Annotated in this window: 10 protein-coding genes; 3 read left to right on the top strand and 7 right to left on the bottom strand. The window is 62.7% G+C overall.

Translation table 11 applies throughout. The annotated features are described in order from the left end of the window. Positions 1 to 213: 213 nt before the first annotated feature. Positions 214 to 840 carry a hypothetical protein gene (locus tag AC5ZH6_RS07490; RefSeq protein WP_348809550.1) on the bottom strand — a complete coding sequence of 209 codons (627 nt, stop codon included), beginning with the start codon at positions 838 to 840 and terminating at the stop codon, positions 214 to 216. A gap of 1,194 nt (positions 841 to 2,034) precedes the next feature. Here AC5ZH6_RS07490 and AC5ZH6_RS07495 point away from each other — a divergent pair. From AC5ZH6_RS07495 to AC5ZH6_RS07505, 3 genes are all read left to right on the top strand, one after another. Beyond that, positions 2,035 to 2,718: a hypothetical protein gene (locus tag AC5ZH6_RS07495; protein WP_348809551.1), complete on the top strand. Its 684-nt coding sequence runs from the start codon at positions 2,035 to 2,037 to the stop codon at positions 2,716 to 2,718. After that, positions 2,715 to 5,009: a hypothetical protein gene (locus AC5ZH6_RS07500; protein ID WP_496168813.1), complete on the top strand. Its 2,295-nt coding sequence runs from the start codon at positions 2,715 to 2,717 to the stop codon at positions 5,007 to 5,009. Before AC5ZH6_RS07495 ends, AC5ZH6_RS07500 begins: the two co-directional genes overlap by 4 nt. 130 nt (positions 5,010 to 5,139) lie before the next feature. After that, complete coding sequence (locus AC5ZH6_RS07505) at positions 5,140 to 7,242, top strand: hypothetical protein (RefSeq protein WP_348809553.1); 2,103 nt, start codon at positions 5,140 to 5,142, stop codon at positions 7,240 to 7,242. An 87-nt stretch (positions 7,243 to 7,329) separates the two neighbouring features. Here the strand turns inward: AC5ZH6_RS07505 and AC5ZH6_RS07510 are convergent, their stop codons facing one another. The 6 genes from AC5ZH6_RS07510 to AC5ZH6_RS07535 all read right to left on the bottom strand — a co-directional run bounded on the left by AC5ZH6_RS07510 (position 7,330) and on the right by AC5ZH6_RS07535 (position 15,035). Beyond that, entirely contained in the window at positions 7,330 to 7,890 is a 561-nt protein-coding gene (locus AC5ZH6_RS07510; protein WP_348809554.1) for a hypothetical protein, read from the bottom strand. A 90-nt stretch (positions 7,891 to 7,980) separates the two neighbouring features. After that, positions 7,981 to 8,148, bottom strand: a complete 168-nt coding sequence (locus AC5ZH6_RS07515; RefSeq protein ID WP_348809555.1) for a hypothetical protein — start codon at positions 8,146 to 8,148, stop codon at positions 7,981 to 7,983. A 462-nt stretch (positions 8,149 to 8,610) separates the two neighbouring features. Next, positions 8,611 to 9,009, bottom strand: a complete 399-nt coding sequence (locus tag AC5ZH6_RS07520; RefSeq protein WP_348809556.1) for a hypothetical protein — start codon at positions 9,007 to 9,009, stop codon at positions 8,611 to 8,613. Between the two features lie 216 nt (positions 9,010 to 9,225). Then, positions 9,226 to 11,409: a type IV secretory system conjugative DNA transfer family protein gene (locus tag AC5ZH6_RS07525; protein WP_348809557.1), complete on the bottom strand. Its 2,184-nt coding sequence runs from the start codon at positions 11,407 to 11,409 to the stop codon at positions 9,226 to 9,228. A 1,912-nt stretch (positions 11,410 to 13,321) separates the two neighbouring features. Continuing rightward, complete coding sequence (locus tag AC5ZH6_RS07530) at positions 13,322 to 13,651, bottom strand: helix-turn-helix domain-containing protein (RefSeq protein ID WP_425476247.1); 330 nt, start codon at positions 13,649 to 13,651, stop codon at positions 13,322 to 13,324. A gap of 283 nt (positions 13,652 to 13,934) precedes the next feature. Beyond that, positions 13,935 to 15,035, bottom strand: coding sequence for a tyrosine-type recombinase/integrase (locus AC5ZH6_RS07535; protein WP_496168816.1), 1,101 nt, complete (start codon positions 15,033 to 15,035; stop codon positions 13,935 to 13,937). Positions 15,036 to 15,248: the final 213 nt, after the last annotated feature.

The following is a 15,248-nucleotide window of genomic DNA, read 5'->3' on the forward strand; positions in this document are numbered from 1 at the left end:
GTTCGGTCCTCTCACAATTGCTCAACGATCGTGACGCGTTCACGACGTCTGTGGAGGGCGGGAGCCGAACGTCGCGCCACACAGGGAATGGCCTTGTACTGGAGTATCCGCCCGATAGCGGACGGCGCCAAAGTGGCTGTAGATGCGACGCCGTCACTTGATAGGAAAGCCGCCGTACGATCTCGCGGACTACCAATCACGCGGCGGCAGTGATTATGGCGATTCGTCGACAGCGATGGACATCGGCTCGGCGAGGATGCGGGCCACAACGTCACGCTGCGCGTCCGTGAGCTTGTCTGCAGAGGTGCCGCGCAGGACGAGCGCTGCCCACACCGTCTCGCTCATCGGGCAGCTACCACACGTGCGCGGCCCGACCACGCCAAACTGTCCGATGCGCGGCGGGTAGTCCCAGCCGGACTCGAATGCCTCGGTCGCCGTGAGCACGGCCTCGACGCCGCAGACCTCACAGACATGGCGGAGCTTCCAGTGCGCCATCTCGGGTTCAAGTAGCTTGCCTGAGCTGGGCATCAGAACGGCCCCGGACGGACGGCGGCTGTAGTGCGCCTGGTCGGGCACTGCCGTTACGGTCGCGTCGGCGACGGTGACGCTCGCACCCTCGGTTGAAAGGGTGGCGAGCTGCTCGCGCGTCACGGTGATGATGCCCTCGGCCACGCCGGCGGTCAGCTCCGCCGGGGTAGCTGCCTCAACCGCGTGGACAGTGGCGTCGCCGGTGCCCGCTGCGAGCATGCGGGCAGACTGCGGATCGTTGAGCTTCGCGATGAGCACCGCGACGTTGCGGGCGGTGAGCTCAAGTGTTCGGGTGGCTTCATGCCATTCCATGGGTCCTCCAATATGGCGACTCGGGCGTCACGACCTCTCCAGGGCAACTCGCGTATTCCCGGATAGCCGGCGGCTGTCGTTAGGACGTTCTCGGTTGCGATGGCGGGGAGTTCGTCGTGAGCTGGACGCGTTGCCGCAGTGACGAACACATCTGCGTTTCCCAGGTTCCACGATCGACCGCCGCGGGGTTCGTATGCGATGACCGAACCTCCTGCGACTCCGACGAGCAGTTCGCAGAGAGTAATCCGAGGACGTCGGGCATGGTCGGGGACACTATCTATCCGCGACGCGGCCTCTGTGATTGGTACTTGTCCGACCTTGGTCGAGTTGCTTTCGAATAGAGTCACATTTTTCGCACCAGCGGGGCCCCTCGCATAGTGGACAGATGGGATGGTGTGGATCTCATTTCTACACGGGTAGTCTGACACTTGTCGCGCGAAATTCTTTCTCACACTGGGCGGACGGGCGTAGGCTGAGTTCTAGCGCAGCTCGCCGAGGTGGCCGCCGTTAAGGTAGTGGCATAGAGCGAACGCCTCCGACTTCGCGGCATCGCCCGCGAAGGTCTCGACCCCTACCCATTTGCCAGGCTGTGGGTCCCAATAGCAGACCTGATAGATAAGCTTGTCCGTGCTCGCATTGACCAGCCGTACAACATGACTCACCTGTGGCCGCCAGGCTCTTCACGCGGCGTCGGCAGTTCATTGCACTCGACTCGGCGCATCATCACGACAGCCCCATATCCGGGGACGGTGACGTAACCGAACGCTCCCTCAATCGAACACCCCACTTTGTGATCCTCTTTCCGATTGTCCGGAAAATTGTTCAACATAATAGTAGGTCGTTACTCTTCGGCGCGCCCGGGGCGAGTGCGAGAACTAGTTTGCATTTTCCTCCGGTTTAGCTGTTTGGGTAAACATTGAAATACCTATTTGCGGAAATGTGCAAATTCGGACTCGCAGGACTTCGCAACCAGCACAACCGAGGGGGTACCCGCACTCACCTAACCGACTCGCCCGGACGAAGGATCCTCCAATACATCATCACCCAAGGGCTTGACCTCGATTGTCGGGACCTCCGCTCAGGGCATCAGGCTGACACTCGCCCGTGGGCAACGACGGGCGTCGCGGATTCTGATACTCCCGGCAGGTGCCCAGATAAGCTCCGTGCTACACGTATTCTGAGAGAAAGGGCGCTGTGTCGACGGACGGCGAACTCGACCTGTCACGGCCATCGGCGACGCGAACCCAGCATGCGATTCGCTTGTTGGCGTTGATGCATCGGTGCGGTGAACAACCAACGAAGTCGGACCCTCCCGGCACGGTCACCGTGGTACGCAGCGAACTCCGGTTGCAAGCGATGGACTTCTGGTTGCGTAACCCTGACTACTTGGCGGACGAACTCATCACGCTGGTGGAATCCGGCGCCCTCGACGACTCCTACGTGTGTGTTGCTGAGCGTCTCCTGAACGATCCGGAGCCGGACCTGCGCTACTACCCAATGCCCAAGTGGCTGCACGGCGCATTCGAGCCGCTCGACGACGCGTTCTCGCTGCTGGAGACGTACGACTTGGCAACCGCCGTACGAAGAGGAACGCCGGGTCACAATGTGGCGAAGACCCAGTTTTTCTTGACCGAAGCGGGAGCCGCGGCGGCCCAAACGCTGGCCGAGGACGCCACCTTGGGGTGGTACTCGCAGCAGGTCGAGCTGGTCGCGCTTGTTGCCGGTGACGAAGTGGGGAGCCGCTTGAAGGACAGGCAGTACCTCCAGACCACCTACGCGAACACTGACCTTGGCGCGAACATCGCGTCGATTGCGGACCGAGTTCGCGTGCGTCTGGTCGCCCACACGCACGATGGTGGAGCGGAGGAGAACTCGTGAGTGTGCTGGCAGACGCGGTTGTCGCTGAGCTCGCTCGGCTTGCCAGGCGAGCAGCACGGGCAGCCGAGAAGAGGAACGCAGAGGACGGCCCCGCGCCATCTTCACTGCCCATCGATGACGCGATTGACGAGCGGGACTTCGATGAAGACGTTGCCGGGGCTGCGGCCGCCGGTACCGCTGACGTGATCTCGGCTGAGACCGTCGACGAGATCCTGGAGAAGCACGACATCCCGGCGTACGCCTCGAAAGCGATCCCCGTGTCCCTGCGAGTGAGCCGCGTTCACTTCGCAGGTGTGAAGCGGCTACCGGCGACACATCAACTCGCGGTCGGCTATGACGTGATCGTTCCCGACGACGACTCTGCGATGGATGCCGCCGATCCTGCGCCACGGCCGGATGACGTCGAAGCCGATGCGGATACCGGCGTCCACACTACCGCCGACGAGGCGGATACCAGCGGGGATGGTGAGCCAGCTGAGGGCGACGTCGCCGAGAACGTGCCGAGCGTGGAGATACCGTTCTCGTGGACGTGGGAGCCGCCGGCCGGTGTCAACGGAGTTGGGAGCAACCGGAACCTGCGCGGTAAGTCGACTGTGTTGAACGTGATCATGTGGGCGTTGTCAGGGCGATGCGCGAACTTCCAGGTCGACAACAAGAAGTGGATCCGGCACGTCGAAGTCGACTGGCTGATCGGAACCGAGAGCGTACGGGTCGAGTTCGATGCTGACAATGGTCACGCCGTCGGGACGGTCGGCCTCGTCGCAGGCTCCGAACAACTCCGATCGCTGGGAAGCTTCGACGGCGAAGAGGAGTTCGTGGGCGTCATGGGATCGGTCATGATGGCCCGTCTCCGGCTCGCGGAGATCCCGACGTGGACCAAGGACCGCGAAGTCGTGCACCGGTGGCCGGCGTACGCGAGCGCATTCGCAGTGCGCGCCGAGCAGTTAGACCCGGTGGTCGGCAACGTGAAGGTCCTGGGCGTCCGGATGCTGCAGATGTTAGTCGGAACCGACTGGGGGCCTGCGCTCGTCGCGACGCAAGCGGCGCTCAAAGAATGGGAAGCTGAGCGATCTGCCGCGGAGGCCAAGGCCGAAGTCGCCGATCAGGCGGTCAGCGAACAGCGGAAGAAGGCACAGGCGACTGTACATCGTCTCAGCGCCGCTATGAAGGCGATAGATACCGGGACTCCGGACGCAGCGAAGCTCCACTCGGCGGCCGCTGCGGCGACGAAGCTGGCGCACGAAGTGCATGTTCTGGAGCGATCGGTGATGGAAGCCGACTCACAGCTGGATACGGTGCGGCTCCAGCTTCGGGCCGCGAAGGCGCGCACTCATACGCAGCTCGAGGATGCCCTCGCGACACGGTTCTTCCACCAGATGCGGCCGACGGTGTGCCCGCGGTGCACCTCGACGATCACGCCAGAACAGCATGCCGCCGAGACCGACAGGCATGAATGCTCTCTGTGCTCGAAGGGGTTGCAACTCGAGGAAGTCGATGCAGTCCCGGCCACGGCCGCCGACGGATCCCCGGTCACCGACGACGACATGCCTGTAGACGAAGTTCAAGCGCTTGAGGCCGCGTTCGCAGAGGCGAGACACCGGATCGATGCGCTCAATGCCGAGATCGCCACGAAGAAGGAGGGGTTGGCTTCAGCGGAAGCACAGGGTGTCGATGCGATGCGGGAGGTCACGGTTGCTGAGGAGCGTCGGGCACTCGAGCTCGACCTGGCCCGCGCGGAAGGGGCACTCGGCGCGCTGAGTGGAGCTTCCGGCTCCCTCGTTGGCGACTCGGTCGACACGACGGCCTTCGAGGTCCTCGAAGCGGCGAACACTGTTCTGTCCAAATGGGTTCGTGAGCAGCAGGATCCGTTGCTGGAGGACATCTCGGCCGACATCGAAACACTCGCCGTCGGATTCGGCGCTGACAGCCTCTCGAACATCAAGCTCGGAGGTGGTGGGCGGTTGAGTGTCACGAAAGGCGACGGGCGTACGACGTACTCGTCTCTGACCCCCGGCGAGAAACTCCGGGTGAAGATCGCGACCGCGGTCGCGATCATCAAGCATGGGTACGTCGCAGGCATCGGCCGCCACCCTGGGTTCCTGGTTCTCGACTCCCCCGCCGCGGAGGAGATGCCGGAGGAGGATCTCGCGGTGTTAATCGCGGCGCTGGTCGATGTCGCGGGCAAGGCCGGCATGCAGATCTTCGTGGGCACGCGCACGACACGACCGCTCGTGGATTGCCTGCCGGAAGAGAACCGCAGGCTCGCGATCGGGGACGACTACTTGTGGTGACCCCACGAGACGCGCCGCGTGACAGGGTTGTGGACGTACGGCTGGTAGTCCAGCACCGTGAACGACGATCTTGTGCGCACCGCCACCCCGACTTCGTGGGGCGGCGGCCCGAATGCGAAGGAATAAGCCGGTGAGCGAGACGCCCGCTGACTCGGTGCTCGCAACGCTGTGCGAACTGCTCACGAAGTGGAAGGGAAAGCCACCGGCGGATGCGATCGACCAGCTCGGCGGATGGCAGCGCGTCGTCGATGGGCTACGAGGAGCACCCGAGGATCCAGCCTCCGTGGTGCTGGTGCGGATCGCAGCTCTGTGTGTGCCGGAAGGCGGACCGGAGGCGAACGCGGCACTGCCGGAGATCGCGGACGCGGTTGCAGCGATGCAGAGCCCGGCAGGGTTCGCGGAGTCGCTCGACGCACTGCTGGAAGCGCCCGCTGCACTCGACATCGCGGGCGAGCAGCTTGCCGATGCATTGCTCGAACAGGTCAGGGCCATCACTAAGGCGCCATCGGGGAATCTCCATGAAGTGTCTCGTGCGGCGAGTGCCCTGGAGGCGGTGACTCGGCTACGAGTCGGGGGGTACGGATCGCGTTTCGGGCTCCTGGCAGCGTTGGAGGAGGTCAAGGCTCCGATGCCCAAGCGGCTCGCAGCCGCGATCGCACGATCGGTCGGCACCGCAGTGGATCACTGGCCCGAAGCTGTCGGCCTCGTGCCGGTCGTGGAAGCCGTCGCCGGACTTAAGGCGTCCTCAGGTACTCATGTCGACGGCGCAGACCCGGACCATGTCGCATCGGATGCTTCATGGGTGCTGGCGAACATCGCGTTGGTTCAAGCGCTGCGCTCCGACAGCGCGGAGTCCATGCTGCGCGAACTCGACAGGAGCATCCAGTACCTCACGCTCGGCGGCGAAACCTACGGCCGCGAGGATGCGAGACTTCTCGTTCCGATCGTGGAAGCTGTCGCGGGGCTGCTGCGTGCCGGCGATGCGGCCGGCGCCGCTGCGCTTGACGTGCTGCCGACGGCGCAAGTCGTGCGGGAGCTGGTGGAGCGGCAGACTCGCATCGACATCGGCCTGAGCGGCTTGAACCACTGGTACGCGGACGTGAAACGACAAGCGTCTGCCGCGTGGGTAATGCTGGTCGAGGACCTCGCCACCGCGCGGGAACAGCTTTTGCAGGAAGCGTTCTACGAGCCGGAGAAGGCGATCGACGACCTCATGCACGTCTACCGGGCGTCCCGGTCAGTCGAGATGGTGCGCCGTGCAGAGGACTTCGACGGAGTTCTGACGGTCGTGCAGCCGGTGATCGAGTCCGGGTTCGCGTCGAACACGGCCTTCGTGTCGAACCTTGATGTCTACATCGGCAGAATCGCGGTGCGCATTGAGTGCGCCACAGACGAGGATCGGTCCGACCTCGTCGAACAACAGCGCGCGGCTGAGCAGGTTCTGGCAGAGGCGCGCAGGATCCTTGACCAGGGCGGGCCGCCGGGAAAAGGTGGCGGCGGCACGGCCACTACGTCGCTGCCGCCCCAGCTTGAGGACATCCTCGGATCGGACCCGGAGGCTGCCGCCGCGATCGCAGCCTTCGCGCCCGGGACGCTTGAACGACTGGTCCAAGCCGTCGAAAACACCGGATTCTCTAGACACACCACCCTTCAGGAGAACCAGGTATTGACGATGCTCCAAGTCTCCCTGTCCGCGTCACCGGACTACGTGGGGGAGGTCAAGGACGCCGTCAACGAGGTTCTGCTGCAGATGGTGCGATTCGTCAGCAGCCGGCAGAACGCACAGGAAAACCGCCGGGCCTACCTGTACGACCCGAACGCCGACGAAGCGGCGCTTCACGATGACCTATACGAATACTTGTGGTCAGCGTTCGGGGCGACGGTGGACACCGAGGTACAGCAGATCGGAGGTGGCCGGGCCGATCTGCGGATCAAGTACGCGGGCTTCAGCATCTACCTCGAGCTGAAGGCGGACGACACGAAGAAGCCGTTGTCGGAGAAGGGCGCGTACCTGAGCCAGGCCGCGACCTATCAGGCCACGGATATCCGGATCGGTTTCGTCGTCGCACTGCGGACCCGGGCCTATCCGACAGGAGCGCCACACCCACACCTGACTTCCCTGTTCACACACGCGGTTGTCGACGTTGAGGGTGACGACCAGCCTCGGTATCTGATTCTGGTCGACGTGCCTGGAAATCGGAGCTCTCCGGCGGCAAAGAAGGCCAAGGCCTAATCATCCGCAGGCGTGGCACGCGTCGTCGCCGCTGCGCCGGGAAGCGTCGCCGCTAGTCTGACCGACGCTCCCTGATGGTTCCTTCGCTCAACTCTGTAAATCGGACGTGACCGGGATGAGAGTGTCGGGGTCGTAGGCTTTGTCCGCCGCGGGTAGCCGGGTCGCTGCCTCTGGATGGTCAGCGTCGGCCGAAAGGTAAGCGCGTCCGTCCCACGTATGTCGAATAACCTTGTAGACCTTTCCGTCAGGCGAAATGCGTACCAAATCGCCGCGACGAAACCTCCGCGTCATCGCAGTCGCGTCACCGCGATCGCTAAGGCCTTTCACAAGCACGACCGTGTTGCCACCTGGGTCGGTGGTCCACCACCCGCCCCCGTCGGGTGTTCTTTCAAATGCCGTACGTAGTCGGTCGCCGAGGCGTTTGGTTGCCGACTCTGCATCCCCGCTGAGCTCAATCCGCATCGTGGTGTGCGGGCAGTTTGTCGCCGGATTGACCTCAATGCTCAGCGTACTTGATGCGATGAGATAGTGCGGCTCGTCACCGTTCTGCAGTGTAGGAGAATGGGCGCCGAGGAGCGCCGCATAGAAGTCGCTAGCCAATCCCAGGGCCGGTTCGGGAACGTAGATTGCGATCGCTGTGATTCTCATCGAACTCTCCTGATTTCGGTCGGTCAATCGGGTGAAAGTCGCTCATACTTGCCGACGTGCGGTGGCTTCGTCGGCGGGCAGTCCTGCTGATTACAGCGGAGCGAGCATCTCGTAGGCATGCATCTCGCGACGCCAGCGTAGGAGCCCCGCATTCCGTGCCTCCTCGAGGAAATAGATGAGCGATTCGACGTCCCGGCCGGTCTCAGCTGCCCAATGGCCGAAGGTGGTGGGCGGGTATGCCGGTCCGTCTGGGGTCATGATTGGACCGACTCGGATCGTTGAGCCCATGAGAACGTCAATGAAAGTCTGGACGCTCGTACTGGAGGTAGCCTCGGCCGCTCGCTTAGCAGCCTGAGGGTACTCCCTGTAGGGAATAGCGACGACATCGTCATAGCGTTCTACGTGGTAATGATCGTGGCGGTTTCGCGTCCGCTTCGTTCGACGCCTCGCCTTTGCGGCACGGGTTCGGTGGTTCTTACTCATCGTTTATTTCCTCATCTCTTTCGACGTAGAGCCCTTTATGACGTCGGGAACGATGTCGTGGTGAGCGGCGCGCCGCAGGGCGCGCGGGAGAATCGAGCCGGTGCTCGCCGATCGACGCCCACGCTCAGTTCGGCGAGTTGGCCATAGACGTAGTTACCCACATTCGTCCTGGACGCACAGTGCGTCCCCAGAAACGCACGGTGCGTCCGAGATCCAGGTTGCGGACGCACAGTGCGTCTATAATTTGGACATCTCGTAGAGTTTGCTGGCGAAATTGACCAGTGCACGAGAAGGCGGCTTGACCTTGTAACGGTGGCGCCAGCCGACAGAACCATCCCGATGCGCCCGTCTGAAGTGCGGGTGGGCCCGTACAAAGGAGCTTGCACGATGACCCGTCGCGATCCTCGAGCCAACGACGTAGCGCGCCACGAGCTCGGCCGAGTTCTTGGAGATCTCGCGCACGCCGGGGTCGACCAAGCGAGACCGTTTGGGGAGCTTCGCCAGGCCACCGATCGACCAACGATCGGACAGGTCCTCGCGGCCGCCCATGCGCACCGACTCGCGAGTCAGCGTACCGACGAGTTGCTGTGGGATTTGTTGGCGTATGCCCGGTTGGGTGGCGCGACCGTCGCTCAAATTCGCGAAGCGACCGGTCTTTCGGCCACCACAGTGAAGACACGCCTGGGTGTGCGGCCATATGCATCCGCGGCGGGCGTCGACTTCGTGCGGGTCGAGGGGGAGGGCGGAATCGATCGGTGGGACTACCAACCCACGGACTGAGAGCGAGTAGTGCGAACGCCGGGTTGCCGCTCGACAACGAACCCAGTGGATCAGATTCCGCGGCGGTCGCCGTCATGAGATTGATGCCGGGACGTCATCGCTGAACCGCGGTGTGAAATGCGTACCGGGTCCATCCGGTTCAAGGTCTCCCTCATATGCCGGCGATGTCGGGTCGAAGCGCTCCCGGCTGTGAATCGGACCTCGGGTGTCGTCCAGAGGGATTAGTGGCAACTGAGCGATTTCGGCGTACGACCACGAGTGCCAGCAAGCGGCGTCGCCACCCGGCGCCGTGGGCGGGGAGATGGTGCCGTCCTTCGACTGCTTGACGTAGGTGTCGGGAGTTACACCTGTGGTTTGGGTGAAGTCGATGCCGATCCGCGGGACCAGTCGCGGCACCGCCTCGAATTCATGGCGAAACAGTTCCCACGCGTCGAGTGTCGTGCTGTCGGGCGTTTCTTTGACGGGGTCGATTCCCGGTGTGTATCCGTAGGGGGCCTGGAACAACGTCGCAGCACTGGCCTGACCTTCGGTGTCGTCGCTGCTGGTTTGCATGACGATGCCTCGGCCGCGTGCGGATTTGGGGATGTGGTTGGCGGCTTCCATTGCGACGGCTCCACCCGCGTCGCCGCCGGCGAAATTTCTGAAGTCGGTGGCCGACCCCTCTTTGCCGAGCCACAGGCGCAGACGGATGTTGCTCATCCATTTTCGTGGAAAGCTATCGTCGTAGACAGATTGGGCGACGAACATGACATGAACGCGCCTACTCCGACCTTTGCTGAGCAAGCCGTTCATCGCACTCATCACGGACGCGGCGTCGCCTTGCATCTTGCGCTCGGCAAGGTCTAGCCGGAAGGCCCTGAACTCATCGAAAATGAAGACGAGGGCAGGTTCGGCGTACCCCTCGATGCCGTGCGACTTCATGAGTCGAGAACGTCGCGCGCGTTCTTCACGCTCGCGCGCGACGAACGCGACTGCGCGCAGGATTTCCGAGATGGTGCGAGCGAGCATCACGATTCCCGGTCCTTCTCGGTACTCGGCCAGTGGGCTCCAGTCATCTTCGCCTTTTGCGTCAGCGACGACGACGATCGCGCCGCCGGCGAGAAGCATCGTCACCCAGGTCAGAAGGGTGCGGGTTTTCCCGGCGCCCGTGCCGCCCGCGACGAGTACGTGGAGGGCGTCTTGGAGCCGGACCTTGATGTCGTCGCCGTCGATGGTGCGTCCCACAGGGAGGGCGAGTTCGGGATAGCCAGCGATCGCTTCGGCTTCCGAGCGCACCCGAAGCATCGAATCCGGTTCGGGGATGACGCGGTCCGGCCAGCTGGGGACGGTGCATCGAGCCGCCAGCACCACACGAGTGTGAGTTGAGTCGTACCAAACTGCCGCGTTGGGAAGCGCAAGGGCCTGCTGCAGGCGCGGCAGTGCGCGCACGAAATCTGACAGCACTTGGCCTGGCAGTGGTTTGATGATTATCGCCGGACCGTCGTCATGGTCCTCGATAGCAACGACTTTCGGTGCCGACCAACGGGTATAGCGGCTGCCGTCGGGGCGTAAGGTCGACTCGGAGCGCGCCAGTCCCGCTTCATCCCGAAACAAGCGGCGGGCGTAGTCGCGGTCGGTATACAGCTTGCCAATGCGCGGAGCTTCGCGAACCGAGGCCGGGACCCTGCGAGGCTGGGGGCGGCGCGCATACACCAGGAGCACATCCGGTCGTTCGTGTGTGCCCCACACTTCAGCGGATGTGGCCCCGGGAATCTTGCCCTGGAGCGCCGATTGCACTGCGCGCAACTGATCTCCGCTGATCGGACCATCACTCGGTGCTCGCACACCGAGTACCACCTGTAGCTCGTCTACGGAGACGTCGTCGACGACAAGGCGTCGTAACCCCGCCGCCCGCGCTGTCGCCGACCAGACGTCGTTGTGCTGGCCGGCCACCGATTCCTTCGCAAACCTCGCTGGTTTATCGACCACTCGTAGCCATTGCGTGCTGGTTTGCACTTGATGGTCGTAGCGGCGGCCGCGAAGGGGGTGGGCAGCGGCCACCGCCGCGACCAATTCCTTTGCCCTCCCGATCGCCTCGTGATCGCTGCAGTGCTCCTCCTGCGCCGTGACCTGCTTCGCGTCGGGCGCTTTCGGCTCAGGAGTGCCTGGAGCACCGCGTGCGCAGGCGGGCGCCGTTTCCGAGGTGGATGGCTCGGGGAGTTGCGGCTGTGGTGATACGGCCCATTCCGGTTCGTCCCACGCGAAATCACCACTCATTGTCGTCCCATTCCTCATCGGGTTCGGTAGAGCCAGGCGCCGTCGGGTCGTCGTCTTCGCAAGCAGGTCGGTTACTCACCCACAGCCACAGAGCGCCCGTGGAGTGTTCGCGCCCAGCTTGACCGACAGCCCGCAGGAGACGTAGCTCCTGCAGCAGCACAGGTATTCGGCCCTGCAGATCGCTTACTGTCGTGCCTGGCTTCGAGACCTCGAAGTTCAGCTGGGCGTCCCCATTGCCTGTGGAGTCGGGCAGTACCGACGCGAGCCGTATAGCAGGTGTGAACCCCTCGTCGTCTTGGCCGAATCGCCCCCATCCGGTGCGTTCACATACCCATGCAACACGCGTGGCGAGGTCGGTGACGTCTTGTAGACGTCCGTGTGGAACCAGTGTCGCGAGGGCGCTTCCATCGGGCCAAGTACGGTCTGGGATCGGGTCGAGTACATCGTCGACGAAGCCCCACCATCCGCGACGCTCTTGGCCTGGAAACAGCGGGGGTTCAGGCGCGCCAGGCTCGGAGATGTCTGGCATCGTCGGGGTCAGTGTCTGGCCGGCTACCGATACGCCTGCGGTCAGGGGCCTGGAGTTGCCTGCAGCTGCGGCATGATTGCCGCTGGTCGGCATCCACTCGGCCGGTGTCCGCGATGGCGTAAACATCCACACCCACACGAGGCCGACCAGCAATCCCGCGATGACCGTCACTGCCACGATCGAACGTGCGGATCCGCCGTCCGGATCGTTCGACCAGACCACCATCCGAGGAAGAAGTAGCCATGCAAGAAGCCCCAAACCGGCTGTCGTCCCGATCTTTATGCTGTTCACCGCTAAAATCTCTCCAAGTCGTGAAGGATTGGGGTGTAGATCATCTACGACTAAAGATGATCCCGCTGCACTCGCTCGGCGAGTCTTGTAATCCACCAGTCGGCTCGCCATAGATCGCCGTTGTGGACCTTCGCTGCCCATCGCTGGAGCGCCGCCTCTCGGGTCCACCCCAGTTGAGACCAGAGGACTGGCGGTAGCTGTGTGCAATCGTGCGTTGCCCACCAGGGTCGTCCGCTCGGAAGTTCAGCCAGAATTAGTGTTACGCCGAGCTTTTCACCGGTGGACCACGCGAGGAGCCCGGATTTATCGAGCCCGTAAGTGCCGACGAGCCGCACTCGCCGAATCAGGTTTGCGTCGTACCGAGTGCGTGGCGGCTCAGTGCCGTCCGACACGCGAGCTGTTGGTTCGCGGTGTAGCGAGTGGACTCGCGATGACGGTGAGGTGAGGCGTTCGAGAATCCTCCGGTGCCGTGCCGCAGTGTAGGTGTCCATGGAAACTCTCTTTAGCAGTGTTGTTGGATGCTAGGGGTGGTGGTCCTGGCTGGGCTACCCACGAAAGAACGCATTTCGCCATGTGAAACCACCGCGAAGTCCTCGACCGATGTGGCTGTATCATTTTGTGCCAAAGTCTATTTGATGCTCGGTGCTGGAGGGTCGAAACGGGCCCCGGGCCGCGCGGTCAGCCCTAGAGCACATGCGGGGATAGCGTCGTCTTGGAGTGACCAAGAAGCCTCGCATGATGTTGCGGCGCGTGTGTAGCGATCCGCGAGCCATGGCGGCACACCGCCGAACGTCGTGCGCATTGTGACGAGGCGAGGTTGCGGATCGACATGGCGCGGGTAGAGGCCCAGCGAGCACGCGGGGATGATCGATGGGTCCGACCATCCGACGGCGCACAGGTACGGCGATCTAACGTAGACGCTTAGGAGACCAGCCGGCACACTGAACGTGGCGTTCGGATCGACGACCGAGGTCGACGGTGAGGTGGATTGGGACGCAGGTGACGCTGCGTCGGGCAGCTGAGTCGAGCACCCGCAAATGCCACACAAAATCATGAGTGCCGCACCACTGCAGGCCAAGAGGGGGCGACGCATCATGACTCGCCAAATCGCCGGATGTCGTCCCGATGGATCCTGTGTTGTCGTCCGACTTTGGTGACTGTGATGCGCTTCTCGACGGTGCGGCGGCGCACTGTGGCTACTGATATGCCGTATATGCCGGCGACCTCCGAGTAGGAGAAAAACAAACGATCGGGACCGTATCGCGGGGGGACCACTTGATGGGTGTGGTGGTGATGCGGATTTGGTGCCATGGCTAGATCTGACCACATTAAGTCGCGTGTGTCTACCAGCGGATATTTCTCAATTATGTTGCAGTAGTGGGTATTTCGCAAATGCAAGCATGGCTGCATGCGTGCATGCATGCACGCGGATTGCTGGAACGTTCAGCGTTGATGGACTGTATTGATCAGTTGCGTGTAGTCGGTTGATTTGCAGCGAAGAGGGCAATCGGGGGTCCCGGCGTAGTTAAGCTGATAACGCTTTCGGATGAGGATCTACGACTGGGAACGAAGTGAGCATCGCGTGCCGCGAAAGATGCGAAAAGCGGGCCGCACAAGATACGACTACGTCCCGGGTGGGCGAGCACTAGCCAACTCTCGCGGCCGGTCAAATATGCTGTCTTGTAACGGAATTCGTGCTGGTGGGTCAGTGGAGGTCGCTCATTCTTTCGGCTATCGCTTGCTGCCGACCTTCGGCCACGTGCTGGTAGAGCGCAGCCATCTCCATGGTGGCGTGCCCAAGCCGTTCTTGTAGCTCGGCGGTTGTTGCTCCGGCCCAAGCGGCAAAGACTGCGCCTGTGTGGCGCAACGCGTGAACATGCATTTCGGCCTTGGCTGGTGGGAGCACCTTCTTGAATTGCTTGGTGAACGTTGAACGGGGTAGTCGGTCACCACGATGGTTGCTGACCACGAACGTGTTCGGACTGTTGTCGATGACCTTCAGCCGGTTGCGAATCTGTTCGGCGAGAGGGCTGGGAACCCATACATCGCGAACTCCCGCATCTGACTTGACCCCGTCCTTGACCTTCGGCTTGCCGTTGACGAGTGGCGCGGATCTGCGCACGTGGATCACCATGCCCCTGGGTCCATCCTCGATGTCCTTCACCCGAAGCTCGGACAATTCAGCGAACCTAAACGAGCACCACGCCATCAGGGGGAGGCCGAGGGCATAATACTCGGGCAGTTTGGCTGTGCCAAATTCGATTTCGCTGACTGTGAGCAATGTGATAGGCCGCCGCGGGGGCCGCCTTCCGTGGCGTTTGAATCGGGGGTTCTCCGCCGGACTAGTGGCTATGATCTCACGTTCGACGGCTTCCCTGAGCAGGGACTTGAGTAGATTCCATGCCGCCGCACGGCTCGCTTCATAGGTTGTGCCAAGGCCTTGCCACCATTCGTCGAGGCCGTCGGCAGTGATCGCGGCGACGGCGTGGGTACCAAGTCCTGGAATGATCCGACTATCGAGCAGTCGCTTGTACTCGGATCGGGTTGTTGGCTCCAGGGATCTGCCGGCCAGCGCGACTTCTGCGAATTCGGCAAGAGTAAGTGAAGAACGGGAGGCCTTCCTTTCGCGCTCTTTCGGTGGTGTCCAGCCACCTTGATCGATCAGGCTGCGCTCTGTGTGTAGCCAGGCCTCGGCTGCCATTCGGGTGGCGAAGGTCTTGGGCGCGCGGAACCTCGTGGGCGTGCCGTTGAAGACGTGCATATACGACGCTTCGAATCTCCCGCCAGGAGTACGCGGCTTCTGCACGAAGCCCCACCCTCTGCGGCGTCGCTTACCCGGCATCGTGGGCCCCTGTCGTCTGTCATCCGGTGGGTTGCTATGCGCGTTCCTGCTTGCTCATGCAGATAACTCGCGCGATATAGATGCTATCTCGTGGACGCTTGCGCATGTCGGTGGATGCGGCTACAGTCGCTCCTACCGGGCAATACGTGCTCCATATAGCCTGGTCAAACAACTCAA

The sequence above is a fragment of the Gordonia sp. YC-XJ4 genome, from assembly GCF_059511865.1.